Genomic DNA, 26,723 nt, shown 5'->3' on the forward strand with positions numbered 1-26,723 from the left:
TTAAAGCCCTTCTTTCTCGATGATTTTTTTTATTTGTTCATCGATTCTTTCTGATTTCCTTACATATATGCTGCAAACCCCTACAGACATAACCGTAATGGAGACACCGTACACCCACGCCCATGTTATGTCTCCAATGAAAGGGTGATCCAGGATATCCGTGTAAAAAACTAAGAAGGGCAGCAGAAGGGAATACCCCATAAAAAAAATCGTAAAAGGAATGACAAATTTCTTTTTATCGGAAATCATCTGCTGAAACTCTTTGGAAACAACAATCTTTTCATAATCCAATAGCTTGGTTTGTTCCGATTCTTCAGGGTTTTGTTTTTCAAACTGTACCATCACTTCACACCTCTTCTGGCATTTATATTTCCAAGGACGGTAACCTAGCAAAAGTATTGATCTTCACCATTGTAAGCAGCTCTCCTCAATATGGGATATAGGCTCCCCTCCTCATCCAAATGCAAGGCCATTGTAAAGATTTCAAATGAACTGCAAGTCAGCGGATAAAAAAAATCTACTGTAAGAGGTTCTAAGGTCAGGCTCCTTTTGCTCCTTGATTCACAACCCGAATTCCTTCCGTGACGCTTACAGATAGGGCAGCAGTAAGTACCCACTGCTGCCCTGCCCCAGACCACATATCTTTTAGTAGGCATGCACTTTCTTTATAGACTTGGCCCTTAACGACTATAAAGGTTCCAACACCTATTTCCTGCATTACTTTTTGCTCTAATGGAGTTATGTTGGGGTGTTGATCGCCATCCATGATTTGTCTTGCGTGTGGAAAAAATGTCATGACCGCCAATTTCAAATCTTGCTGTAATGCAATGCTTTTTGGCTTATAAATGCTTGAGTGTCAAGTCAGTTTTAATGGGACGCTCGCCCCTTCACCCTAATCCCTGCTTCATTCAGATGATGAATTCAGGCTTGCTTTTTTCCAGTATCGGTTCTTCAAGAGAAACTTCTTGACCTGATATTATATCAAGGACAGCAGAAGCCTCATCAAACCATGAATCCGGAGCTTTTGCCCCCCAGAATGTCTGACGCCTTGGATCATCCAGATTCCAATGAATCGGTTCGGTATCTGGGTCAGACGTTAAGTAATCCCCATTGTATAATTCGATCCTGTGACCGTCAGGATCTCTTAAATATAGGAAGAATGCATTCGATAGGCCATGTCTTCCGGGCCCGCGTTCGATCGACCCTGCATATCCGAGTGATGCCAGCACATCACACGCATGGATAAGCGCAAGGGGGTCTGGCAGAAAGAAGCCTACATGATGAAGTCTTGGGCCGATTCCGTTCATGAATGCCTGGTCATGGACCGTTTGTTTTCTATGTAGCCACGTGGCCCATAATTGACCCGACTCATCGACAGTATCTTCCGAGCAGGCAAAGCCTAATTCTTTCACATAAAAATCATGGGCTTTTTGTACATTTGGAACACTACAATTCACATGATCGATCCTTTGGACCCTTGAACCTCTATGCAAATGGAATTTTTGCAGCAATCTCTCGGCTTTATCCATTTTGCTGAAAAATTCCACTGGCAAGCCTGAAATGTCCTGAACTCGGAGTGATTTGCCCAGTGCATGCTGTGTTCCTTCATTCATCCACTTCATTTTCATTCCCTTAGAAAGGAAAATAGTTTCCAATTCTTTAAGGTCTTCCTCTTTTTCAACCTTGTATCCTATCACTTCCACGCTTGGCTTTTCTGCCTTTTGCAAGATAAGCGAGTGATGATGCGCTTCCTCTAAACCACGTAAATATATGTGATCATTTGTTCGTTCCGTTTCAGCAAAACCTAAAGCATCCACATAAAAGGCTCTTGATTTGTCTAAATCTGTTACATTAAGTATCGTTCTCGCAACACGAATAATAGAAAAATTCATAGTATTCTCCCTTTCATTAATGAAAACCGGATTATTTTTCAGCAGAAGAAACGGCATTTTGTTTGAAATCCCCAAACTTTGGAATATGATGTTCTCCAATTGCCACGTGGATAACCTGTGTTTCTGTATAGAATTCAAAGCTATAATGGCCACCCTCACGTCCTACCCCACTATATTTCGATCCTCCAAAAGGTATCCGCAAATCCCTCACATTTTGTGAATTCACCCAGACCATACCACTATCTACAGCTTGAGCAAATCTATGCCCACGCTTCATATCATTGGTCCATACATAAGCAGCAAGCCCATACTTTACATCGTTGGCCATACCCAATACTTCCTCTTCCGACTTAAAAGGAATGACTGCCATGACTGGTCCAAAAATCTCTTCCTGTGCCACCGTCATATCATTTGTACAGTTCAAGAGAAGCGTCGGGGCGATATAATTACCTTCCTTGAATTCACTCGGTATGACACCGCTTACAATATCTGCCCCTTCATCTTTTGCTATATCCAGATAACGGGAGACATTATCAAAATGGTTTCGATGGATCAGCGGTCCGATTTCCGTTCCTGGTTCCATTGGATTTCCAATTTTGATATTATGAACACGTTCCTTCAATTCTTCAACGAACTGGTCTATTATCGATTCATGGACAAATAACCTGGAATTAGCTGTGCAGCGCTCCCCATTGAATGAATAGATTCCCCAAACCACTGAATCCAGGGCCTTTTCTAGATCGGCATCTTCAAAAATGATCGCTGGTGATTTACCTCCGAGTTCCATGGAAAAACGTTTCATTGTATCCGCACCATTTTTAATGATTTCAGTGCCGGTCGCCGTTTCCCCGGTAAAGGATATCAATTGGACTTCAGGATGGGCAACCAAGGACGCCCCTGCTGTCTCCCCAAAACCGTGAACGATATTGAATACGCCTTTTGGTAAACCGGATTGATCAATGATTTGAGCCAATTTATTGGCTGTCAAGGGAGACCATTCCGCCGGTTTTAGGACACAAGTATTACCTGTTGCAAGGGCCGGGGCGATTTTCCAGGTTTCTAACATGAAAGGCGCATTCCAAGGAGTGATTAATCCCGCCACTCCAATCGGTTTATGAATCGTATAATTGATGAAAGTGTCATCCATTTGATACGATTCTCCTATAAGCCTGCTTTTCACCATTTCAGAATAGAAACGGAAATTCTCCGCTCCCCTTGCTGCCTGTTTTTTTGTCTGGCTAATCGGCAACCCAGTGTCAAGTGATTCCAAATAGGAAATTTCTTCGGCATTTTCTTCAATTAATTCAGCTATCCTATTAATGTACTTCAATCTTTCTGCCACTTTCATCGCTCTCCATGGACCGTTATCGAATGCTTCTCTTGCAGCAGCCACCGCTTGATCAATGTCCTGTTTAACCCCTTCTGCCACATTATTGATTGCTTGATTATTAAAAGGGCTTAGATTTTCAAATGTTTTTCCTGAAGCACCATCAACAAATTGACCATTGATGTAATGCTGGACATCTTGCACTGGAAAAGTTGGCATGATAAATCCTCCTTTAAAAAATATATTATGGAAGAAGACAATAATCGTTCGGATCCTGCAATCTTTCCCAATCTAGCAATTATGATTCAATCACTTGGTCAATCAATCCGTATGATTGAAGGGTTTCACGCAGTTCCCTTTCTAATGGTTCCGAAGGCGGGCCCATAGGCGGCCTTAATGCAGGATTGATTTTTCCCATCATCCCCATCGCAGCTTTTAATGGTCCTGGATTGGTTTCTTTAAACAAAACATCATTCAATGGCATTAATTTATAATGTAGGTCCAGAGCCTTATCCACATCACCTTCCACCCAATGGTTATAAATTTCCGCCACCTCCTTAGGAGTGATATTGGCTGTAGCACTAATATGTCCTGCTCCTCCGATAGCCAGCATTGGATAGCATAATAATTCGATACCCGAATATAAGAGGAAGTCTCTTCCACAATTCAATAAGACACGGTTTACATGTTCGAAATCCTTATTAGATTCCTTTACACCAATAATATTCTTACAATCTTCAGCAAGACGTGCCAATGTCTTCACTTCTAAATTCGTCGCCGTTCTTCCAGGAATGTTATAGACGATAAGCGGGATGTCAACAGAATCAGCAACCGTTTTAAAATGATTGTAAAGTGCCTGTTGATTTGGCTTATTGTAATAGGGAACGATCACTAAAGCAGCTTCCGCCCCCATTTCTTGTGCCCTTTTTGTCAAATGCAACGTTTCTTTCTGATTGGCAGAGCCAGTACCTGGTGCGACCGGAACACGGGCATTTGCTGTTTTAATTGCCGTTTCCATCACTAATTCCCGCTCTTCAATCGATAGTGAACTGGGCTCCCCGGTAGTGCCGCATACCGAGATTCCATGGGAACCGCTTTCAATATGCCAGTTTACTAGATTTTCAATTGCTTTTACATCCACTTCCATCTTGTCATCGAACGGAGTGATTACTGGAGCGATGGATCCTCTTAAACGACTTTTGATATCCTCATACATTTTTTCTGCCACCCTCTCATTATTTGAATATTCGGAATAATATAAGTAAAAAAATCGGCTTTGTTTTTATAAATAATCGATCGACTATCATAAAACAAAGCCTAGGTCATCATAGTGCCTGATCGTGATTAGATTCCTCCCTTTGCTTGAATGTACTGATGGCATTCAATTTATGCTTTCTTACCAATGATTCAATTTCTTCAAAAGAAGCTTTTTCCTGTAGAAGCTTTATGATGATTTCATGTTCACGAATGGATTGGACTGCTCTTTGCGGCACCATGGTGAACATGGATTTTCTGACTCTATTCATTCTTTGTTGCGCCTGTTTAATTTCCTCCATTAAAAAGGAATTTCCGCACTTTTCATAAATTTCAGCATGAAAACACTCGTTTAACTTACCAAACAGCTCTAATTCAAAGTGATGGAGCGCTTTTTCCATTTCTTTGTTTAATTTAATTAGATTATCAAAATCATGATCAGTCATCGTTAAAGAACTGAGGGCAGCTGCATAGCCTTCAAGCAAAGATAAAACAGAAAGGGTTTCAATGTATTCGCTCTCATTAATGCTTGTAACCACTGCTCCACTATAAGGCTTATATTGAATAAGCCCGTCAGACTCCAGTTGTCTGATCGCTTCCCTGACAGGAATAGGGCTTAAACCAAGTTCTTTTGCCATTTGATCGATAATGATTCGCTGTCCGGAACCGTATGTTCCATCCAAAATTAATTTACGAAGGTGCTCATAGGCAATTTGCTTTTTGCTGGGGTTTTTGTTTTTATCTTCCATATTTTTATCATATATGAAATCATATATGATTGCAATCGGTTTTTACCAAATATCATATATGATTTTCATTTTTTCATTTACAAATCCTGATTCGCATTATGATCGGTTTCATATGCATATAGAAAAACTCCCTTGGCGAAGGGAGGAGTTTATTAATTCCATGAAATCCTTGAGGATGCCTCTTTTTCCTCGAATTTTTTAATAACCTGGAATGGAATATCATGCCTTCTTCCCAAATGTACTAATTCGATATTTTTAAACAAAAAAAACCTGCAGACCCTGTTGTAGCCAGGTAGTCTGCAGGTTAAAGTTTTTATGACATTTTTGATTTAACGAATGAATGGATTCTTTCAATGGCTGCTTCCAGCAATTCCAATGAAGTTGCATAAGAGAGCCTGATATTATCAGGTGCACCAAATCCTGAACCTGGTATAACAGCCACTTGAGCTTCCTCCAGCAACGCAGTCGAAAAATCATCAACATTGCTGTAGCCAGTTAATTCAACTGCATGTTTAACGTTCGGGAATAAGTAAAATGCTCCCTGTGGTTTAATGCAGCTTATACCTGGAATCTCAACCAATTTATCATATGCCTTATTCAAGCGGCTTTCGAATGCCTGACGCATTTCTTCCACGGGCTCCTGCGAACCTTCATAGGCGGCAATCGCTCCATATTGAGCAGTTGTCGTAGGGTTTGACGTGCTATGGCTAGCAAGGTTCGTCATTGCTTTAATGATGGACTCTTCACCAACGGCATAACCAATTCTCCAGCCTGTCATCGAATGCGATTTAGAAACACCATTGATGATGATCGTTTGCTTTTTCAATTCAGGTGAAATCTCTGCAATGGATGTATGTTTAGCATTTCCATAAACCAATTTTTCGTAAATTTCGTCGGAAACGATCAATATATCATGAGCTAGGCAAACTTCCCCGATAGCCGCTAGTTCTTCCCTGGAATAAAGCATACCAGTTGGATTGCTTGGCGAGTTGATGATAACCGCTTTCGTTTTTTCGGTAATCGCTTGTTCTAATTGTTCCTTAGTGATTTTATATTGATTTTCTTCCGTACCTACAATATAAACCGGCTTTCCGTCAGCAAGCTTGATTTGTTCTGGATAACTTACCCAATAAGGTATCGGAACGATGACTTCGTCTTCTTCATCCAGAATCGCTTGAAACAATGTGTAAAGTGCATGCTTTGCACCTGAGCCTACTACAATTTCAGAAGGTTTGTAATCCAAGCCTTGATCACGCTTCAATTTAGCCGCAATTGCTTCTTTTAGCTTCGGCAGACCAGCTGATGGCGTGTATTTAGTTTGACCTTCATTCATGGATTGAAAGGCTGCATCTATAATATGTTTGGGCGTATTATAGTCTGGTTCCCCTGCCCCCAAACCAATAATATCAAGACCTTGGTCCTTAAGTTCCTTTGCTTTTGCCGTGATGGCCAATGTTGTTGATGGCGTTAATGACTGAACTCGGTTAGCTAATTTCATTTTAAATTAATCCTCCATTTCTAAATGCTTCGATAATACTTAAGCCATTTCCCAGTTTTAAAATCATAATAATCATAGTTAAAACGCTCGGATTTATCAAGATAAGTTACTTCCCAAAGAGGAACATTCTTTTCCATGCCCAGCTTAACTGAAATGATTTTTTGGGGATTGAGTTTATCTTTGACAATGCTTAAGATTTCTTTTTTTGATTTACCATCTTTATAATTTTCCACTACTATTTCTTTCTTCTTGTCCTCAGGAAGCCAGACTACTTTTTTAGTCCCTTTTTCTCCCTTACCAATGATGACGGAGTATGAATCCTTTCCATTATAAAGGTAGAATTCATCCATGGTCACAAGGCCGCCCTTTTCCTTCGCCTTTTTAAAAGCCTCATTACCAGCTTCTTTTTTAGGCTGCATCGCTTTAATATATGCACCGCTGACAAATCCGATAAAACAAAGGACTAGGATAGAAGCAATAATCAACCATTTTTTCAAAGCTGCTTTTCCCTCTTTCTATGTACGATAAATTGTAAATATCGCTTTTTCTTGATCTTCGGAATCCAATGCCAGACCGAACATTAAGTCATCTTTTTTTAATGTTCGGTTCAAAGAATCCACAATTTTATACAGATCAGGAGAATGTTGCAACCTGACTGTCGAAATTACTTCTATTTTACTCTCCATGAAAACGCCCCTCCATTTTAAAGTTTGTCAACAACCACTGGTATGAATAGGATTTGAAGGCTTTACCACCTTTCACATTATACCAGTTCAAAAGTTATTTTTCTTTATAAATTCATAAAAATTCTATTAGATTAATGAATAATCTAAAGCTCATTAAATCCACTCTTCTATCATATCAGCCATTTCTATTATTGAGGTTTGGTGCCAGTCGACTTGCGGAATGGCCTTTTGAAATTCAGAACCATATTTGGCAGTGACGATGCGGCGATCGAGAATAACCAAAATCCCTTTATCTTCTGGAGTGCGTATAAGCCTGCCGAATCCTTGTCGGAACCTTAACAGCGCTTCTGGTAAAGAATACGCAGAGAAAGGATTGCGCCCTTGCTTCTCGAGAAGTTGGCACTTTGCTGCTGTCACTGGTTCATCCGGTGGAGAAAAAGGCAGCCTGACGATGATTAAACAAGATAAATCCTCGCCTGGAATATCGACTCCTTCCCAAAGGCTTGTTGTCCCAAAAAGGACGGCTTTCTCGAAGTTTTGGAAATTCCTGAGCAGCCTCATACGGCTTCCACCAGAAATCCCTTGTGCAAAGAGGGTGAACTCATCCAGAACCCCAGTGTCTTTGATGGAATAATAGGTTGCCCGCAGCATCTCATGCGAGGTGAATAATACCATCATCCTGCCTTTGGCTGCCTGAGCTGCGGCAATAATGTGGTTTGCCGCGGTTTCGGAAAATTCCTCCATTGATAAGCAATTGATATCCGGTATATCATTTGGAACCAGAACCTTTACGAGTTCCTTATATGGAAAAGGCGAAGGAAACCTTGCTGTCTGCATTGGCTCATTCTCTAAACCGAGTTGTTCTTTAAAATAATTGAAAGAATCCTTCACGACAAGGGTCGCTGATGTCATTACCACACTTTTTTGGTGCCCGAAATAGGAATCCCACAACCATTTACTTCCTGCAATCGGCTGAACCGTCAGTGTCACCCCATGCTGAGGTGCCGCATTCGTATAATCAAGCCAATATATATTCTCTTCATGCGGCTTAATGAAAAATTCATGTAAGGAGTCCCTTGTGTCCTGCAATTTTCCAAGCAGGACTTCGATATCATTTAAGTAAAACAATGAATTTTTCCCTAAGGGGGACTCATTATTCAATAAAAGAGCCAATCTTTTCTCTAACTCCGTAATGATATACCCTAACAAGTCCACCAATCGCTCAGCCACCAGGATCGCTTTACCCCATCTACCATCATCAATTTTAAATGAAAGCCGTTTCGGACTCATGGAACGTGAAAGTTTTTCCGCCTGATTGGAGATGTAATAAAATAGCTGTTCGAATTCATAGGAGAAATCATTCAGCTTTTGGTCTAATTCATACGTCGGCTTCCCATCTGTCAGTCCCTTATTTAAGAGTAATCTGTCCAATTTGTACAATAATTGCTTTTGATCTGATGTCCCTATTCTGTTCAAAACCGTCTTCACCGAAATATAGTTAAGTCTGCTTCCTAGTTGTTTAGATGCAGCCTGTTCCAAATGGTGTGCTTCATCGAGTATCAGATACCCTTTTTTGGGAATCAAGGCGTCTTCTGTCAGTAGATCCGTCATTAAAAATGAATGATTAGTAATGATGATATCCGCCTTGGCCGCCGTTCTTTTGGCCCTTTCAAAAAAGTCCAATTCAAGCCAGGGCTGTTTTAAACCGGCGTATGTAAGACCATCACTTTGCAGTCTATTCCAAAACAGCTGACCACCGCTTGTAAGATTCAATTCATCTTTATCTCCTGTTACGGTTTCAGTAAGCCAAACCAATATCTGCATTTTCGTTAATGCCGTTTCATAATTATCTTCCTTTTCACGCAATGCCCTTTCAAACTTTGCCAAACTCAAATAATTACTTCTCCCCTTTAACAAAACAGCTTGAAAGGTGAAGGGAAGGATTGCCTTCAGCTTAGGAACCTCGTTTTGGAGAAGTTGATCCTGTAGCTGAAGCGTATATGTCGAAACGACGACCGGTTTTTGATGTTTTCTTGCAAAATAAACGGCTGGAAGCAGATAACCTAAGGATTTTCCAATACCTGTCCCAGCTTCAATGATTGCATCATGGCTGGATTCGAAGGAATGGTGAATCATGTTCATCATATCAAGCTGTCCGCTTCTTGCTTCAAAAGCCGGAAATGCACGTTGAAGCAAGGCTATTTTTTCCTCATTATCGAGCGGGAATTCTGACTCCGTGTCTTTATGATCACTTTCAACGACTGCCTTTTTAAATGCAAGGCCCCGATAAGTTATAAGTTCAGGTGAATGGACTTCTGCTTTAGCAAGTTTGCTTGCAATGCAAGCATCTATCAATTCGGAAATCTCACTTTGTAAGGAATAAGATAATCGATATAACTGTTTAAGCGTCATCACTGGAAGTTTCATCAGCTTTTTTTTCAATTCCAACAATAATAAAGCGGTGGCATATGCATCACTATCCGCTTGATGGGGCCTGGAATGATCTAGGTTTTCTTCTTTAGCCAGTTGGTGCAGCTTGTATCCATCGGATGTTGGTTTTAATATTTTTGCTAACTCCACTGTATCAAGGGTGGAACCATAAAACGGCTCAAATCCACAGCGTACTAGTTCCTCCTGTAAAAAAGATAAGTCAAATAAAACATTATGGGCAACAAAACAAGCCCCTTCTATCAGCCGGGCAATATTTTCTGCGACATCTTCAAAGTCAGGTGCATTTTTTACCGTCTCGTTGCTTATTCCGGTCAATTCTTCAATAAACAAGGAAATTTCCTGACCAGGGTGGATGAATGTCGAGTATTCATCGACAATTTGGTCATTTTCGATGACCACGCCAGCAAATTGAATAATCCTATCCCCTTTTTTTGGGGAATTCCCTGTTGTTTCCAAATCAACCACTACATATCGTTGCGTCATGAATTGTACACCTCAAACTTCGCTTTCTCCACTTCCTGATGGAATTCTCTTATCTTTTTTATACCATAATAATCGTAATAAAGGAAACAAGCCGTTCATCATGCCCATTCTAAAAAACAGGTTCCCCACGATTCCACCATTCATCATTAGACGAAAAGGGCCGGCACCCGTATGCATGATTCATGCACATGTGCCGGCCTTCCGCTTACATGATTGTTGCTGCAGGTTCGTTTGAAATCAGCTCAATGATTTTGTTGTTTTTATCCATAATCGCAACTTTTGGTTTGTGATCTCCCAGATCATTCTCGGATACCATCACGTAAGAAATGATAATCACGATATCATCCGGCTGCACCAGTCTTGCTGCCGCTCCGTTCAAACACACAACACCGCTCCCCCGTTCACCCGCAATTACATACGTTTCAAGTCGCGCACCATTATTATTATTCACGATGGCGACTTTCTCGTTGGGCAGAATACCCACCGCATCAATTATGTCTTCATCAATTGTAATACTGCCAACATAGTTCAAATTAGCTTCAGTTACCCTGGCACGGTGGATTTTTCCATTCATCATCGTTCGAAACATTTAATTTCCCCCCTATCATTATTTATTCTATATTTATAGTGATATTATCAATTAGCCTTGCATGCTTGAACTTAATTGCCATTGCAATGATGACGTGTCCAGATAGCGTTTCAATTGGTTTAAGTTCCGGGTATTGATAGACTTCAATATAGTCGATCACTCCACTTGTATGGGCACCAATATGTTCACTTACTAGAGCAGTGACGGCTGCAGCATTTCTTTCACCTGATTCAACCGCCTCTTTTGCCTTTAATAAACTTTGGTAGAGCTCTTTAGCTTCCATGCGTTCCTGAACTGATAGGTTTACATTTCGCGAGCTCTTCGCTAACCCATCTTCTTCGCGTACGGTATCTACAGCAACAAGCTGGATCGGGAAATTAAAGTCTTGGATCAATCCATCTATCACGGCAACTTGCTGGGCATCCTTCTTACCGAAGTAAGCCCTATCAGGGAGGATGATATTGAAGAACTTCGTTAAGACTGTCGCTACACCATCAAAGTGTCCAGGCCTTTGTTTTCCGCATAAACAATCCGTCCTGCTTTGGACAACAACTTTGACCGATGGTTCTTCACCATACATTTCGTGGACTGTTGGGTAGAAGAGATAATCCACTCCGGCCTTTGCTGCGACATTCTCATCCCGCTCCAAATCACGTGGATATGTTTCAAAATCCTCATTTGGTCCAAATTGCAACGGATTAACAAAAATACTCAATACCACAATATCATTTTCATTGCGCGCCTTTTCCAGAAGGGTAGCATGCCCCTGGTGTAAAAAGCCCATTGTCGGCACATAGCCAATGCTATTATGATGGCTTTTTTCCTCTCGGAGCGCCTGCTGCAACTCAGCTGCTGATGTAAAAGTTTTCATCTTTTCCCTCCGTAAAGTTCTGTAAGCTGCTCTTCCTTCATCGTAAATGAATGTTCTTTCGACGGAAAATCTTTAGATTTCACTTCATTCACATACCTGTTTATCGATTGGCCAATCAGTTCATTGGCATCTCCATAAACTTTTACGAATTTTGCAACGCGATTTACTCCATACCTGATGACATCATGATAAACGAGGACTTGACCATCCGTATCTGCACCTGCCCCAATTCCAATGGTCGGGATTCCCAAATTGCGTGTGGCGAGTTCTCCCACTTGATATGGTACACATTCAAATACTACTGCCATCGCCCCCGCCGCTTCACACTTTTTCGCATCTTCCACGAGCTGTGCCGCAGCATCGGCGTCTTTTCCTTGCACTTTATATCCGCCAAGAACTCCGACTGATTGAGGAGTCAAGCCAAGATGGGCTACAACCGGAATGCCTGCCTTCGTCAATGCTGATATTTTTTCAATAACATCATCTGCTCCCTCAAGCTTCACGGCATCAGCATGACCTTCCTGCATGATACGGGCTGCATTCTTGAGTGTTTCATCCATAGACAGGTGATAGCTCATAAAGGGCATATCGGTCACGACAAATGTATTTGGGGCCCCGCGTTTTACTGCCTTTGTATGATGGATCATGTCATTCACCGTAACAGGGATGGTTGATTCATAACCCAAAACGACCATTCCTAAAGAATCGCCGACTAAAATCATGTCTACACCTGATTGTTCCGCTAACTTTGCTGACGGAAAATCATAAGCCGTAAGCATGACAATTTTCTCTTGATTTTGTTTCATTTTCAAAAAATCCCCGGACAATTTCATTACGTTTCCTCCTTTTTGATGGAGGAGATGAAAACATCAGCGTTACAAAAACTGGTGTCTATACATTCATACGCAAAAAAAAGACTGACTAAAAAAGTAACTGTTTCCAACGAAAAATGGTTTAAAAACCATATATCGTTCAAAAAACAGCACTTGTCTTTTTAGCCAATCCCTTTGTTCCATCAGAAGTTTCATCCCTCCGTCCCAGTCCAATTCTCTGGATCAAGGCAGATTTTCAAATAATTTGGTATTTATGGGGGTGCAGTTCACATGAGATACTGCCCACTTGAATTATATCAAGCCAAATTCAAAAATTCTATTTATTTTTCACGAATTTGACAAAAATCTACTGAATTTCAATATCTGCTGAATAAATCGAATGTACGGTTCCTTTTCCGTCTTCAAGGAGTAAAACGCCTGAATCCGTTATGCCCAATGCCTTTCCAACAATCGTATCATTGACAGTACTGGCTTTGATAACCTGTCCAAGGCTGATCGCATAACTCTCCCATAATTCCTTTATTGGCATGAAGCCTTCATTTAAATAGAGGTCGTACAAGTTTTCCAGACGAAACAATGCTCTTTGAATGACCTTGGACCTTGAAACCGTTTCTCCACTTTCTATGAAAAGGGACGACGCTTTTCCGTGCAGATCTTCCGGAAAATCCACCAATTTCTGATTGATATTCATTCCAATCCCGATAATGACAGAATGGATCCTATCCGATTCCGCCTGCATCTCCGTCAGGATGCCTACCACTTTCTTACGATTCACCAAAATATCATTCGGCCATTTTATTTGTGGTTTTAAATCAGTTGTATCCTCTATCGCCTGTGCCACAGCGACCGCGGCCAATAATGTCAGTTGAGGAGCCTCATGAATCGGAATTTTCGGTCTTAGGATTAGACTCATCCAAATGCCGCTGAATTTTGGGGAATGCCAAGATCTCATCAATCTTCCTTTTCCGGATAACTGCTCCTCGGCAACGACGAGCGTCCCCTCCTGAACTCCTTCATTCGCTAATTGATGCGCAATTTTTTGAGTGGATTCCACTGTTTCTTGATAGTGGATCATCTTGCCGATTGTTTTTGTTTCCAGACCAAGTTGTATTTCGCTTTCGGACACTTTTTCTGGCGCTGATATAATTCGATAGCCTTTTTTCCTAACGGCTTCAACATTATAACCTTCACTGCGCAAGTCTTCTATATGCTTCCAGACCGCTGTACGCGAACAGCCAATATATTCAGCAATTTCCTGACCGGATTTAAATGCACCATCTGCTTTTGAGAGGGCTTCCATCAGCTTTGTTCTTAACTCAGATTGCATTTTTCCAGCCACCTCTTTATTTCTTCTTTATCATTTCTTAATTCTTCATTCAAGACAGCTTTCAATATTATTTCCAAGTATTCTTTCACCCATGGACCTGGTTTTTCTTGATGCCAAATTAATAAATCCGTCCCTTTAACGGCAAGATCCGACATATCCTTTATAATGAGTTCATTATATCGGTGATGGGCGTTCTCCTCTGCATCCGTTACATTTCCCCCTGTCAGGGCTGCCTTGACTTTAGCAGCTTGTACAGTTATGCCCTGACCTGCCTGAAATACATCGATGGTTGAATTTTCAAAGGATGGTTCTTTCTTCACCAGCTTTATGATACGTTGGACGTTCCTTATTGTTTTCAATGGCAGCTTCCATGCCCTTAATGCCTCTTCCATGTCCTGATCACTTGTATGAACCATGATTATAGACCATATTTCTGTGGCTTTTAGCTGATGAAGCGGAAGATTTAGTAATTTCCCTAAATGATCCTTCTTACTGGAGAATTGAGGAAGGTATTGATATAATCCGCTTTCTAGCAAGAGTGAGAAAGCCCTTTTTTTATTGATGCCGGTCAATAGCTTCTCAAATTCAACCAGGATTCTTTCGACAGCTATTTCACTGATGATCTGGGCGTTCTCTTTAAGGGAATCAAAAGATTCTTGATCCAATTCAAAATCAAGTTGACTGACGAACCTTAATGCACGCATCATTCTCAAAGCATCCTCATGAAACCTTTCGTGCGGGTTGCCAACCGTGATAATCCTTTTTTCTGCTAAATCATGTCTACCATTAAATGGATCGATAATATTACCGGACTTATCCATTGCCATTGCGTTCATTGTAAAATCCCTTCTCTGTAAATCCTCAGTCAAAGAACGGACAAATTGCACAGAATCAGGTCTCCGGAAGTCCGAATAATCGCTTTCTGTTCTAAAAGTCGTAATTTCGTATGTACCCGAATCCGCAATTACAAGCACTGTTCCATGGTCAATCCCGATATCAGCCGTTTTTGGAAAAATCCTTTTGATTTCCTGGGGTGTTGCGGAAGTAGCGATGTCCACATCGTTGATGGGACTGCCGAGGATATAATCCCTCACAGAGCCACCAACGAAATAGGCCTCGAATCCTGCTTTTTCAATTAATTCAAGAATGGGTACTGATTTTAAGAATAACTGATCCATCAGCATCCCCTCCTTATTTCATAGATTTTCCTTCAAGTGCTTTAATGTAGATGGCTTCATACTCTGACATGATTGTATCCGAGTGAAAATCGGTGTTGGCCCTTTTCAGCGCAGCCTCTGAAAAACGTTTATGTAAAACCGGGTCGCTTAAAAGCCCAATCGCTTTTTCAGCAACCGTTTTAACATCTCCCAATTCACAAATATAACCAGTCTCACCATCAACGATGACCTCCGGAATCCCTCCGATATTCGTTCCGATACAAGGAACTCCACATGCCATCGCCTCGAGCAGCACAAGTCCGAAACTCTCTTTTTCCGATAACAGGAATATCACATCACTGATTGAATATAATTCGGCAAGGTTATCCTGCTTACCAAGAAACAAAACCGATTCATCGATTCCAAAATCTTTAGCCAATTTCAATACGGTTGTAACTTCCGGACCGTCCCCTACGAGTAGAAGCTTAGCGGGCATATCCTTTTGAGTTAAATAAAATGCCTGGATGACGTCTTTCACACGCTTGACCGAACGAAAATTCGATACATGTATGATCACTTTTTCATTTTCCCTTATACCGTATTCATCCCTTAGATATTCGGAGTTCGTTTTATGGTAATCCCTTTCATCAATAAAATTATAAACGGTTTTTATTTCCTTATCCGGAGCGATTAAATCATGCGTTTCCTGCACAAGAGAATTAGATACCCCTGTAACTACATCGGATTGCTCTATCCCGAATTTTATCAAATTGGTCAATGAGGGATCATGCCCTAATACCGTTATGTCCGTACCATGCAGTGTGGTCACGATCTTTACTTCATTACCTGACATCTGCTTTGCAAGGATTGCACAGACAGCATGCGGAATCGCATAATGAACGTGAAGGATATCTAATTTCTCCCGTTTTACGACATCCGCAATCTTGCTCGCAAGTGCCAGGTCATATGGTGGATATTGAAAGACTGAGTACGAGTTCACTTCAACTTGGTGATAAAAAATATTGCAGTACATCTTATTCAAGCGAAAAGGAAGGCTTGAAGAAATGAAATGTATCTCATGTCCTTTTTCTGCAAGCATCTTGCCTAATTCAGTTGCTACGACACCAGAACCCCCAACTGTAGGGTAACAGGTAATTCCAATTTTTAATTTCATAAGATTATTTTTCTCCTAACAAGTCGGCATCGATCAGTAGCGGTTTTTTTGTCATGAATCCTTCCGCATAGGCGACACCCACTTCTTTTCCGAACATCCGCTCCCGTGCCTCCACAGTTTCGATATAGCCATTCACTAGCGGGGTTTCAACAGTTACATCACTTTTTTCGAATTGGCTGCCATATGCTCTAAGGCTATCCAGCTTTTTCGTTATTGAAGAAGTGATGTCCACTACGAAGTCCGGTTTGTGAAAACCATTTATCATATAATAGTACATATTTTGGACACGATGAGAACCAAGTCCATTTTCTTCCATATACTTTTTGACTCCTGCCGAAAAAACTGCTTCTTCCACTAATTTGGCACAGTTTCCATGATCGGGATGGCGATCTTCCAAAAAAGGTGCAAATACAAGTGCAGGTTTATATTTACGGATCACCTTAATGATTTGATCTATGTACTCCGCTTTCATATATAAACCCCGGTCAGGTAAATCAAGGGAAATCCTCTTCGCCCCAAGGATTTCTGCAGCATTTCGTGCTTCCTCTTGCCGTAATGGAACGGTTCCATTGGATGACATTTCAGCTTTTGTCAAATCACAAATGACAATTTCCCTGCCTTGTTGCACATATTTAGCAATCGTGCCTCCCATACCGATTTCAACATCATCCGCATGTGCGCCGAAAGCCAGGATATCTATATTACTTTTGTTTATCATTTATCTCACCTTGTTTTTTCCGTAGTTTAAGCCAATCCATATACCCATGTTTCAAACCTTGTATCAGTACTTCTGCCGTGCCCATATTGGTCGCTAAGGGAATTTCATAGACATCGGAAAGGCGTATAAGCGCTGATACATCAGGTTCATGTGGCTGTGATGTCAAAGGGTCGCGGAAAAATAGGATCATATCCATTTCTCCGCGTGCAATCATTGCACCTATTTCTTGATCTCCACCAAGAGGTCCCGAATGAAAGCGATGGACAGGCAGTGATACTTCTTCCATAATTCGTTTTCCGGTCGTACCTGTAGCAAATAATTCATGCTGCTCGAATACAGCTTTATAAGCTGTTACAAATTGAATGATATCTTCCTTTTTCTTATCATGGGCAATTAAGGCAATCCTCATCGTATATCTCCCATCCCTATTCGACAATATTTTCCAGGCCGTATACAAGAATATCCAATTTCATGACGGTATCGACCGCGAGTTTGACCCCTGACATGAAGGATGCCCGATTAAAGGAATCATGCCGAACCGTCAATAGCTCTCCATCACTACCGAAAAGCACCTGTTGATGAGCAACCAGTCCCGGAAGCCGTACACTATGGATATGCATGCCATCTACATTTGCCCCTCTTGCCCCCTGAATGGTTTCTTTTTCATCAGGGTGCCCCTGTTGTTTCATTTCACGTACAGCAGCAATCATATCTGCCGTTTTGGAAGCAGTCCCCGAAGGTGCATCCAGTTTTTGATCATGATGCATTTCTATGATTTCCACATCCGGGAAATACTTTGCAGCCATTTGTGAAAACTTCATCATCAAAATGGCTCCAATTGCAAAGTTTGGCGCGATGATGCAACCGATGCCCTTTTCTTTTGTTAACGAATCCAGCTTCGCTAAATCTTCCTTTGTAAAACCTGTCGTTCCCACTACAGGCCGGATGCCATGGTTAAGTGCCATTTCGGTATGAAACATCCCCACTTCAGGTGTGGTTAAATCAATCAATACGTCAGCTTTTACAGAAGAAAAACATTCATTTATATCCGAATAAACAGGTGCTTCAATACCTTGAAAACCTTCTATTGTGGAGAGGCTTACCCCGTTATGCTTACGATCTATGACAGCTGCCAATTCAAATCCTTCTGTCCTATGTACAAGCTTCACCGCTTCATTTCCCATTCTGCCACGAGGACCAGCCACGATCACTTTTACTTTACTCATCTTTACCTTCACCCTCCATTTTCTCTTCTTTTTTTGTCCATCTATCTTTATCACGGGTTGTAAACTTATGCATGACCTTATCATGTGAGCTTTGAAGGTCAATCCCTAAAGAATTGGCAAAACAAATTAAAACAAAAAGCATGTCCCCCAATTCCGCTTCTACGGTATTCTCTTCCTCAGTTGCTTTCTTTGGTTTTTCGCCATGATAATGATTGACTTCCCTGGCCAATTCCCCAAGTTCTTCAGACATCCGTGCGAGCATGGCCAGCGGGCTGAAGTATCCTTCTTTGAACTGTCCTATGTATTGGTCGACTTCCGCTTGCATTTGTTGGATCGTCTTGTGATTTTCCATATAGTCACCCATTCTTGATTTTCGTTTTCACACATTATACCTTCTCCATGTTAGCTAAAAGTGAAACATATGACAACAGATACGTTCGAGAATCAAAATTGCTCATAGTTGGTTAATTAGTTATAATTAGTAAATTGATGATATGCGAACCTTTGGAGGTATGGACATGCTTTTGGGCTTAAAATTGAAAAATACTATATTCATCCTTTTTGGGGCTGGAATCTTCGCCTTTGGACTTGTGCACTTTAACATGCAGAACCATTTGGCCGAAGGCGGATTCACCGGTCTCACCTTGATTATATATCAACTTATTGGGATAAATCCTTCTTATTCTAATTTGGTTTTGAATATTCCCTTATTTGCAATAGGCTGGAAATATTTAGGTCGAACATCTTTCTTTTATACGATTATCGGAACGGTTGGCCTCTCCGTTTGGTTATGGGTTTTCGAGAAATATCAAATCGAAATCAATCTCGGAAACGATTTGATGCTGGTGGCATTGTTTGCCGGGGTATTTGTTGGTGTCGGGTTGGGCATCATCTTTCGTTACGGAGGGACTACAGGCGGTGTAGATATCATTGCCCGTTTTGCCCACCGGTACTTGGGAATTGGCATGGGACGGACCATGTTCATCTTTGATGCCGTAGTTATCGGCCTGTCCATCCTTACCTACCTGGATTACCGGCAAGCGATGTATACCCTCGTTGCCGTATTTATAGGTGCTAGAGTAATCGACTTTATGCAAGAAGGAGCTTATGCCGCTAGAGGTGCCATGATCATTAGTGAGAAAAACAAGGAAATTGCAGAAAAAATCATGAATGATATGGAGCGGGGCGTAACAGTATTAAGGGGATATGGGTCCTTTACACGCAATGACCGGGAAGTGCTCTATTGTGTTGTTGGGAAAAATGAGCTTGTCCGCTTAAAAAATGCCATAACATCGGTGGACCCCCATGCATTCGTATCTGTAAGTGAAGTGCATGACGTATTAGGTGAGGGCTTTACCCTTGATGAGAATAAGAACCCGATTGAAAGATAATCGATTGGCAGAGGCATTACCGAATTGAATGTAATCCTTTTGAATTTTCCCCCGAATACTGAAATTTATAAGCAGTATACAACAAATATTTTTATAGGCTTTTAAAAACGCATATTAATTTAAAAAAAGGACGCCATAATGATGGCGTCCTCAGACTGTAGACAAACTCGAGGAAAACGAGTTTGTCTATTTTTTATGAGTTGTACAATTTGGCCGTTGATTTCCACTCCAGGCACTCGCTTTCCGCGGGCGGTCGGGGAGCCTCCTCGGCTTTCGCCTGCGGGGTCTCCCCTAGACGCGCTTTTCCCGCAGGAGTCTCGTACCTTCCGTTCCAATCAACTTTGTCTTATCTTTTAGATAAACACTTTTGCCCTGAGTCGCTTTTGTTTTAAAATAGAAGTATTAAAACTTGAGGTGATGAGGATGCTTTCGAAACATGACTCTATTCAGCGAGATCAACTTGAAATGATTACGTTAGATCAACTGGTGCCACCGAACCATTTGGTTCGTAAACTAGAGGCTGCCATTGACTTCACTTTCATTTATGACTTGGTGAAAGATATGTATTCAGAGGTAGGACGCCCAAGTATTGATCCAGTTATTTTAGTTAAACTGACATTCATTCAATATACCTTCGGTATTCGTTCCATGCGTAAAACGATTGAAGAAGTTGAAACTAATATGGCTTACCGTTGGTTCTTAGGCTATGGTTTCCATGATAAAGTACCTCCTACTCCACGTTTGGGAAAAATTATGAGCGACGCTTTAAAGATACAGACCTGTTTGAACAGATTTTCTATCGCATTTTAATGACAGCTGCTAATAAAAAGTTAATAAGTGCTGAACACGTTTTCGTGGATTCCACACATGTGAAAGCCAGTGCGAATAAACGGAAATTTGAAAAGAAAATCGTTCGTAAAGAAACACGAGCGTATCAAGGGCGTCTTCAAGAAGAAATCAATCGAGATCGTGAAAACCATGGAAAGAAGCCTTTTCCATCAGATAAATTTGATAAAGAAGAGACCAAAGAGATTAAAGAAAGTACAACGGATTCTGAGAGTGGCTACTATGTGAAAGATGAACGAACAAAACAGTTTGCCTATTCATTCCACGCGGCCGCAGACCGCAACGGTTTTGTATTGGGAACGATTGTAACACCTGGAAATATACATGACAGTCAGATCTTAGAGCCACTAGTTGAACAAGTGATTGAGAAAATTGGAAAACCGGAAGCCGTTGCCGCAGATGCAGCTTATAAAACACCAGCGATTACAAGCTACCTATTTAACAAAGAAATCATACCGGCTTTACCTTATACACGTCCTCGCACCAAAGAAGGATTTTTCCGCAAACAGGACTATGTATACGATGAACATTTTGATTGTTACCTTTGTCCTTCGGGAGAGCTATTAAAGTACTCAACAACCAATAAAGAGGGCTATCGCGAGTATAAATCACCCAAACACACTTGTGCGACATGCTCATTTTTATCTCAGTGTACAGAAAAGCAAAGACCATCAAAAAGTGGTGACACGGCATATTTGGCAAACACATGTGGAAGAAGCAGATCATCTGCGTCATCATCAAGATGTAAAAACTATATATGCGAAACGTAAAGAAACGATTGAGCGTGTATTCGCAGATGCAAAAGAAAAGCATGGTATGCGTTGGACAACTTTAAGGGGACTTAAAAAATTGTCGATGCAGGCGATGCTTACTTTCGCTGCCATTAATTTAAAGAAAATGGCCAATTGGACATGGGGAGGTCCAAAAATGGCCTAACATAGTGGGCTCGTAGAGCCCCAATCTCCTAACTTCAGGCAAAAATTCAAAGGGAATCTCAAAAAGGGGTTCGGAATTTTTTAATTCCGAACCCCTTTTGTCTACAAACTGAGGACGCCAGAATGATGGCGTCCTCCTTCTAAATTAATCCTCTTCTCTCATTCCTGAATACATAAGCAGAAGACGAACTAATTCCAGTACGGCAACTAGAGCGGCAGCAACATAAGTCATCGCAGCTGCACTTAATACTTTTTTCGTTTCCCGTTCTTCGTCATTACGGATAACTCCTACAGAAACGAGTTGATCCATTGCCCTAGAGGAAGCATTGAACTCCACCGGCAGAGTGATTACTTGAAATAATACTGCTGCTGCCATAAATACGATACCTGCTATTAGTAAGCCTGGAATTCTGGCTAACACCCCGATTAAAATTAAGATCCAAGATATATTTGAACCGAAGTTAGCGACAGGCACTAAAGCATGACGGAAACGTAAGAATGCATATGCTTCTTTATCTTGAATCGCATGTCCCACTTCATGGGCTGCAACAGCTACGCCTGCAACTGAATGGCCGTGATAGTTATCCGTTGATAAACGCACCGTTTTATCCCTTGGATCATAATGGTCCGATAGCATTCCAGGTGTCTCTTCGACCCTGACATTGAACAGTCCATTTTGATCCAAAATGGCCCGTGCCGTCTCAGCACCATTCATACCAGAAGAAGCCTGTACTTTTGAATATTTTTTATACGTGCTTTTCACTTTCATTTGTGCATAAATCGGGATTAAAATGATAATCGCCAAATAAATGAAATACATGGTATCCTCCTATAACTATTATTACTCTTAATTCTATGGAATGAAGGCACCCCTGTCAAATATAGTGTTCTCTTCCCATGTCTTTTTAATCATTATGTCCTTTCCTTGGCTTTTCCCTATCACCTTTATATTTTCTCCAGCCTACATAAGAAAGCGTCATGATAATGATGCTGCCTGTTGATATGATGACCCACCAAAGGGAAGGGTCGGCATCATCTTCTCCCATATCATCAAAAATGGAGGTTAGTTCGTTTTGTAACGCATCAAGTTCCTTTTGACTTGCTTCATCTCTGATCACTTCCGGGCGGTATTGGTTGATGTATTGAATTCTCGTGTCCAGTTGCTGCATCGTTTCTTTAGAAAGGTCGACTTTCAAGCTTGGATATATCATTTCATATTGTGAAAGGAATAAGTTCAATTGGCTATTGAATGTAATTGTGTCTTGATTGATTGCGGCATTCTTTGTCTGCTGGAAAGAATTCATCATTTGATCCTCCATCTCTGTCCAAAGGGGCTGATGGGTAGACTTTACCGCATCGACAACAAGCCGGAACTTTGTGACAGAATTAATCTTTTCGGAGTCTCCCTTATTCATATCCTTTATTGTCATCAACGCCTCGTTATGAGCTACAGTGATAATTCGAAGTTCGTCCATGTCAAGTATCTGCTCTTTCGCTGTCTCTTTTAAAAATCGATCAGAAAAAAACGTCAGCATCTTTTCCGAATCTCCATATCGCTTCAACTTGGTCATTTCCAAGGCTCTATCGGAAATGTTATCTAATTGCTCCAAACTTGAAGAGGATTCTGCATAGACAGGGAAATGTAAGACGACAAATAAAACAGCAATGGTTAATATGAATTTTTTCAACATGCTACTCGTCCCTCCTCATATCTCTACTAAAACGATATGAAAGAAAAAACATGAGTAGACCTCGTTCAACATAAAAAAGTTAACCCCGCTTTTACAAAGCTATACGCGGGGTTAACTTTTTAATGGATGAAGGATAGGGTGATCCGCTTTTTTCTATACCCAAAGTACCAGCCGACAAAAATGGAAAGTATGCTGAGCCAGAATGTAAAATAACCAATCGAATTCATATATACCAATAGATCACGGTATATAGGCATCATTTCAAAAACATAATCGATTATGTCATTATGTATGGTCCAAATCCCTGCCACTATCAAATGCCATGGTTTTATTCGATAAAATGGTGCATATAATATCCCTTGAATCGCCATCCCCAAATGAGAAGCCATTAGCATATAGCCTTCCCATGGCAATGATCCTGTTGTCACCAAGGTCAGTAAATTCATAACGACTGCCCATATACCATATTTGAAAAGTGTTATTATCGCCAACGCTTCCATAAGTCCAAAATTTCTTTTTAATAGGAACGCCAATAATACAAATACAAAAAATAGGCTAGCTGTCGGGCTGTCCGGTACAAATGCCAAAAAAATGGCCGGAGTATTTTCCAATTGACTGCCGTACCAATAATATCCAAAAGCGGTTCCAAATATATTTATTACTAATAACAAAACGAGCATTTGCCGATTCGCAAGCCAGCTGTAGATAACATTCATTCTTTAACCCTCTCTTACATTCTTATGTACACTCATTTTACAGGTCATCAACTTGAAAACCAAGCTTCATTTCAAATTATTTTCTTTTACGCTTTAATTTACCAATAAAAAAGCCGACAACCGTAGTCGTCAGCTTTTCATTTGCAGCATATGAAAGAAAATGCTGTTGATGGTTATATTATTTTGCTGATAATCCAGATACAAATTCAGCTAATGTTGCCAATTCCTCATCTGTACCTTTGAACATGCCAGCTGGCATGGCACCCTGTCCTTTGACAGCGATTTTAGAGATTTCTTCTGGCTTTAATCCAGTGTCAATTAAGCTTGGCGCTCCAGCTCCACCAGTTAATTCTGCTCCGTGACAACTAATGCAGCCATTGGAATCCATTAATTTATACCCATCGCTCTCTTTATCAATGTCTGCACCTTCCACGATTGCCCCTTGCTTCTTAGAAGCTTCCCAATCGTGATGGGCTGCGGACTCCCATGTTAAATAGAATACCCCTGCCATTGCCAATAGCATGAAGCCTACAGCAAAAGGACGTTTCGCGGGGCTCCGGTCTGGGCCACGGTCTAAAAAAGGTGCCAAGAGCAATGCCCCGAAAGCCAAACCAGGTATTACCATGGACCCTATTGCATTATAAGGTCCTGAAGCATAAGTATACTTAAGTAATTGGTAAAGGAAAAGGAAATACCAGTCCGGCAGCGGAACATAAGCTGTATCCGTAGGGTCTGCTATCCTTTCCAATGGTGACGGATGTGCGATTGTCAGGCATAGATAACCTACAAGAAATACAGCTCCGACCATCCATTCTTTTAAAAGGAAATTAGGCCAAAATGCTTCAGTTTTCCCAGGATACTCTGAATAATCTTTCGGAATATTCGGTTTACGGTCCGCGGAGATACGCGAGTCACCTACGAATTTCATACCTTTCCCACGATGCATTGAACAATTCCCCTCCTTTATGAAAAGGTTTTTTTGGATCTTGGTTCATAATTCTTTTATAGTGGACCTGAAATACCTTGTTTTCGGATCATTAGGAAATGAGCCGCTAGTAAAGCAAATAATGCTGCAGGCAGGAAGAATACATGAATTGCAAAGAATCGTGTCAATGTCTGTGCTCCAACGATGGTTGGATCTCCTGCTATCAATGTCTTTAGTGCCGGTCCCATTAACGGTACCGATTCGACGATTGTCAAAGTAACTTTCGTTGCGAATAGCGCTTTCATATCCCATGGCAATAAATAACCGGTCAATCCTAATGCCAGCATGATGAAGAAAATCAATACGCCGACCATCCAGTTCAATTCGCGCGGTTTTTTGTATGCTCCCTGGAAGAAGACACGAAGAGTATGTAAAAACATCATAACAATAACTAGACTTGCTCCCCAGTGATGCATACCACGGACAATTTGACCGAAGGCAACTTCATTTTGTAAATAATAAACAGATTCCCAAGCGTTTTTAATGTCCGGGACATAGTACATCGTCAAGAACATGCCTGACAAGATTTGGATGACCGTAATAAAGAAAGTTAACCCACCAAAACAATATACGAATGCAGAAAAATGATGTGCGGGGTTAACATGTTCAGGAACCTCATGGTCAGCAATATCCCGCCATAATGGCGTAATATCTAAACGCTCGTCCACCCAGTCATATAACTTTGTTAGCAATGTTTACGCCTCCCCATGCGGTTTTAGTTGACCCAAATAAAGAATTCCATCTTTTTCTTTCGTGGCATAGACATCCAATGGTTTAACCGGCGGTGTCCCTTTCACGTTCACTCCATCTTTCGTATACCTGCCATAATGGCAAGGACAGAAAAATTGATTCGGATTAGACTTATCCGTATTCCACGCTACCGTACAGCCTAAATGCTTACAGATTGGAGATAAAGCAACGATAGTACCATCATCCATTTTGTAAACCCAAGCTGTATTTGTTTCTTCAGACTCATACCACCCATCGACCTGCTTAAAAGTAAAGTCGACACGGGTCGGTTCGGTAGTCAGTTCACTAACCTTCTGTTTAGTTGCAATATAATCCCCGCCTTTATCTGCTGATAATACAGGATCAATTGCAAACCTAACCATAGGCATCAACATACCGGCCGCCATAAATCCACCAACGCCAGTAAGTGTGTAATTAAGGAATTGACGTCGTGAAACATTATGCTTGCTCATGCGTTTTCCCCCCCTCTATTACTATACTGAGAGCCCAAAGGACCAATAAATAGCAACACTATAAAACTAGGACATTTCCATGATATCTCAATAATTTACCAAGGTCAATATTTGTAAAACCCAAAAGGTGGCAACTATGTGTCAAATAATGCGAAAAATCCTACTTTTTTTCATTTTTCCAATTATAAGTGAAAACATCAAGGATTTGGAGAACCTGCTGGTTAATCATTTCCCTTGCTTGTTCAGTTTCAAGACTCTCCAGGGGGATGGCAGGAATCCATACTAAATTATTTTCCAATTCCCTCTCTTCCTTTTTCCACTCAAAATCTGAAGTTAGGAAAAAAATATGCTTGAAATCTTTTTCTTTCACTTCCTTGGCCCAACGATTTAACCGCTCTACCTTATCCATTTCATCACTTAAATAATGGAATGTTGGCAATAAAAGAATTCTCCCTTTCATCTGCTTTTCAATTTCCAAGCTTAAAATGGTAAGAAATTCATTCATAGAGCCCGTTTGCTTCATTTGCCCCCCAAAAGATAAGGGAACCAAAGGAATTAAAACAGTATCCACATACTCTTTTGACTGTATATACATGTCAAGATCTTTTGCTGTCCATTTCATGTTTTTTCTTCACTCCCGATTTTTCAAATCAACTCCTTATCATTTTACCATTATTTTTATAACATCTTTACCATATACCCATAGTCTTTACAAAAATGTT

At 40.9% G+C, this 26,723-nt stretch carries 28 protein-coding genes and 1 pseudogene; 2 read left to right on the top strand and 27 right to left on the bottom strand.

The window, feature by feature from the left end:
- The 20 genes from UP17_RS15225 to UP17_RS15315 form a co-directional block, all read right to left on the bottom strand.
- Positions 1-342 (bottom strand): DUF485 domain-containing protein, encoded by a 342-nt coding sequence (locus UP17_RS15225; protein ID WP_061463843.1) that lies wholly within the window; start codon positions 340-342, stop codon positions 1-3.
- A gap of 196 nt (positions 343-538) precedes the next feature.
- Positions 539-796: a nucleotidyl transferase family protein gene (locus tag UP17_RS15230; RefSeq protein WP_061463844.1), complete on the bottom strand. Its 258-nt coding sequence runs from the start codon at positions 794-796 to the stop codon at positions 539-541.
- A 112-nt stretch (positions 797-908) separates the two neighbouring features.
- Entirely contained in the window at positions 909-1,892 is a 984-nt protein-coding gene (gene hpaD, locus UP17_RS15235; RefSeq protein WP_061466130.1) for a 3,4-dihydroxyphenylacetate 2,3-dioxygenase, read from the bottom strand.
- 31 nt (positions 1,893-1,923) lie between these two features.
- Positions 1,924-3,438, bottom strand: a complete 1,515-nt coding sequence (gene hpaE / locus UP17_RS15240; protein ID WP_061463845.1) for a 5-carboxymethyl-2-hydroxymuconate semialdehyde dehydrogenase — start codon at positions 3,436-3,438, stop codon at positions 1,924-1,926.
- A 79-nt stretch (positions 3,439-3,517) separates the two neighbouring features.
- The gene (gene hpaI / locus UP17_RS15245; protein WP_061463846.1) at positions 3,518-4,435 is read right to left on the bottom strand and encodes a 2,4-dihydroxyhept-2-ene-1,7-dioic acid aldolase; all 918 of its coding nucleotides are present in this window, start codon (positions 4,433-4,435) and stop codon (positions 3,518-3,520) included.
- A 109-nt stretch (positions 4,436-4,544) separates the two neighbouring features.
- Entirely contained in the window at positions 4,545-5,222 is a 678-nt protein-coding gene (locus UP17_RS15250; RefSeq protein ID WP_061463847.1) for a GntR family transcriptional regulator, read from the bottom strand.
- A 313-nt stretch (positions 5,223-5,535) separates the two neighbouring features.
- Positions 5,536-6,720 carry a pyridoxal phosphate-dependent aminotransferase gene (locus tag UP17_RS15255; RefSeq protein ID WP_061463848.1) on the bottom strand — a complete coding sequence of 395 codons (1,185 nt, stop codon included), beginning with the start codon at positions 6,718-6,720 and terminating at the stop codon, positions 5,536-5,538.
- Between the two features lie 20 nt (positions 6,721-6,740).
- On the bottom strand, positions 6,741-7,217 hold the full coding sequence (locus tag UP17_RS15260; RefSeq protein WP_061463849.1) for a cell wall elongation regulator TseB-like domain-containing protein: 477 nt from the start codon (positions 7,215-7,217) through the stop codon (positions 6,741-6,743).
- An 18-nt stretch (positions 7,218-7,235) separates the two neighbouring features.
- Positions 7,236-7,406 (bottom strand): YpmA family protein, encoded by a 171-nt coding sequence (locus UP17_RS26730; RefSeq protein WP_064505144.1) that lies wholly within the window; start codon positions 7,404-7,406, stop codon positions 7,236-7,238.
- 153 nt (positions 7,407-7,559) lie between these two features.
- Positions 7,560-10,340 (bottom strand): ATP-dependent DNA helicase DinG, encoded by a 2,781-nt coding sequence (dinG, locus tag UP17_RS15265; RefSeq protein ID WP_061463850.1) that lies wholly within the window; start codon positions 10,338-10,340, stop codon positions 7,560-7,562.
- Positions 10,341-10,545: 205 nt separating this feature from the next.
- On the bottom strand, positions 10,546-10,929 hold the full coding sequence (gene panD / locus UP17_RS15270) for an aspartate 1-decarboxylase (protein ID WP_061463851.1): 384 nt from the start codon (positions 10,927-10,929) through the stop codon (positions 10,546-10,548).
- Between the two features lie 22 nt (positions 10,930-10,951).
- Positions 10,952-11,800 carry a pantoate--beta-alanine ligase gene (gene panC, locus UP17_RS15275; RefSeq protein WP_061463852.1) on the bottom strand — a complete coding sequence of 283 codons (849 nt, stop codon included), beginning with the start codon at positions 11,798-11,800 and terminating at the stop codon, positions 10,952-10,954.
- Positions 11,797-12,633, bottom strand: coding sequence for a 3-methyl-2-oxobutanoate hydroxymethyltransferase (gene panB / locus UP17_RS15280; protein ID WP_061463853.1), 837 nt, complete (start codon positions 12,631-12,633; stop codon positions 11,797-11,799). Before panB ends, panC begins: the two co-directional genes overlap by 4 nt.
- A gap of 346 nt (positions 12,634-12,979) precedes the next feature.
- Complete coding sequence (locus UP17_RS15285) at positions 12,980-13,960, bottom strand: biotin--[acetyl-CoA-carboxylase] ligase (protein ID WP_061463854.1); 981 nt, start codon at positions 13,958-13,960, stop codon at positions 12,980-12,982.
- Positions 13,945-15,138 carry a CCA tRNA nucleotidyltransferase gene (locus tag UP17_RS15290; protein WP_061463855.1) on the bottom strand — a complete coding sequence of 398 codons (1,194 nt, stop codon included), beginning with the start codon at positions 15,136-15,138 and terminating at the stop codon, positions 13,945-13,947. Before UP17_RS15290 ends, UP17_RS15285 begins: the two co-directional genes overlap by 16 nt.
- Before the next feature lie 13 nt (positions 15,139-15,151).
- Complete coding sequence (gene bshA, locus UP17_RS15295) at positions 15,152-16,291, bottom strand: N-acetyl-alpha-D-glucosaminyl L-malate synthase BshA (protein ID WP_061463856.1); 1,140 nt, start codon at positions 16,289-16,291, stop codon at positions 15,152-15,154.
- Between the two features lie 4 nt (positions 16,292-16,295).
- The gene (bshB1, locus tag UP17_RS15300; RefSeq protein WP_061463857.1) at positions 16,296-17,009 is read right to left on the bottom strand and encodes a bacillithiol biosynthesis deacetylase BshB1; all 714 of its coding nucleotides are present in this window, start codon (positions 17,007-17,009) and stop codon (positions 16,296-16,298) included.
- Positions 16,993-17,418, bottom strand: a complete 426-nt coding sequence (locus UP17_RS15305; protein WP_061463858.1) for a methylglyoxal synthase — start codon at positions 17,416-17,418, stop codon at positions 16,993-16,995. The genes bshB1 and UP17_RS15305 overlap by 17 nt, the downstream gene beginning before the upstream one ends.
- A gap of 16 nt (positions 17,419-17,434) precedes the next feature.
- Positions 17,435-18,235: a 4-hydroxy-tetrahydrodipicolinate reductase gene (dapB, locus tag UP17_RS15310; protein ID WP_061463859.1), complete on the bottom strand. Its 801-nt coding sequence runs from the start codon at positions 18,233-18,235 to the stop codon at positions 17,435-17,437.
- Positions 18,228-18,587, bottom strand: coding sequence for a nucleotide pyrophosphohydrolase (locus tag UP17_RS15315; protein ID WP_061466131.1), 360 nt, complete (start codon positions 18,585-18,587; stop codon positions 18,228-18,230). The genes dapB and UP17_RS15315 overlap by 8 nt, the downstream gene beginning before the upstream one ends.
- A 166-nt stretch (positions 18,588-18,753) precedes the next feature.
- Here UP17_RS15315 and UP17_RS15320 point away from each other — a divergent pair, with 166 nt between their 5' ends.
- Entirely contained in the window at positions 18,754-19,626 is an 873-nt protein-coding gene (locus UP17_RS15320) for a YitT family protein (RefSeq protein WP_061463860.1), read from the top strand.
- A 423-nt stretch (positions 19,627-20,049) separates the two neighbouring features.
- Positions 20,050-21,408, top strand: a pseudogene (locus tag UP17_RS27710) (IS1182 family transposase).
- 144 nt (positions 21,409-21,552) lie between these two features.
- Here the strand turns inward: UP17_RS27710 and UP17_RS15330 are convergent.
- From UP17_RS15330 to UP17_RS15360, 7 genes are all read right to left on the bottom strand, one after another.
- Positions 21,553-22,227, bottom strand: coding sequence for a zinc metallopeptidase (locus UP17_RS15330; protein ID WP_061463861.1), 675 nt, complete (start codon positions 22,225-22,227; stop codon positions 21,553-21,555).
- Positions 22,228-22,312: 85 nt separating this feature from the next.
- Positions 22,313-23,098: a sporulation protein YpjB gene (gene ypjB, locus UP17_RS15335; protein WP_061463862.1), complete on the bottom strand. Its 786-nt coding sequence runs from the start codon at positions 23,096-23,098 to the stop codon at positions 22,313-22,315.
- A 119-nt stretch (positions 23,099-23,217) separates the two neighbouring features.
- Positions 23,218-23,814, bottom strand: a complete 597-nt coding sequence (locus tag UP17_RS15340; RefSeq protein WP_061463863.1) for a lipoprotein heptaprenylglyceryl N-acetyltransferase LhaT — start codon at positions 23,812-23,814, stop codon at positions 23,218-23,220.
- A 178-nt stretch (positions 23,815-23,992) separates the two neighbouring features.
- Positions 23,993-24,760 carry a menaquinol-cytochrome c reductase cytochrome b/c subunit gene (locus tag UP17_RS15345; RefSeq protein WP_061463864.1) on the bottom strand — a complete coding sequence of 256 codons (768 nt, stop codon included), beginning with the start codon at positions 24,758-24,760 and terminating at the stop codon, positions 23,993-23,995.
- Between the two features lie 56 nt (positions 24,761-24,816).
- Positions 24,817-25,491, bottom strand: coding sequence for a menaquinol-cytochrome c reductase cytochrome b subunit (qcrB, locus tag UP17_RS15350; RefSeq protein WP_034307974.1), 675 nt, complete (start codon positions 25,489-25,491; stop codon positions 24,817-24,819).
- A 3-nt stretch (positions 25,492-25,494) separates the two neighbouring features.
- Entirely contained in the window at positions 25,495-26,001 is a 507-nt protein-coding gene (locus UP17_RS15355; RefSeq protein ID WP_061463865.1) for a QcrA and Rieske domain-containing protein, read from the bottom strand.
- A 160-nt stretch (positions 26,002-26,161) separates the two neighbouring features.
- Positions 26,162-26,623 (bottom strand): YpiF family protein, encoded by a 462-nt coding sequence (locus tag UP17_RS15360; RefSeq protein ID WP_061463866.1) that lies wholly within the window; start codon positions 26,621-26,623, stop codon positions 26,162-26,164.
- Between the last annotated feature and the right edge of the window lie 100 nt (positions 26,624-26,723).

The organism is Peribacillus simplex (genome assembly GCF_001578185.1).
Lineage (GTDB): Bacteria > Bacillota > Bacilli > Bacillales > DSM-1321 > Peribacillus > Peribacillus simplex_A.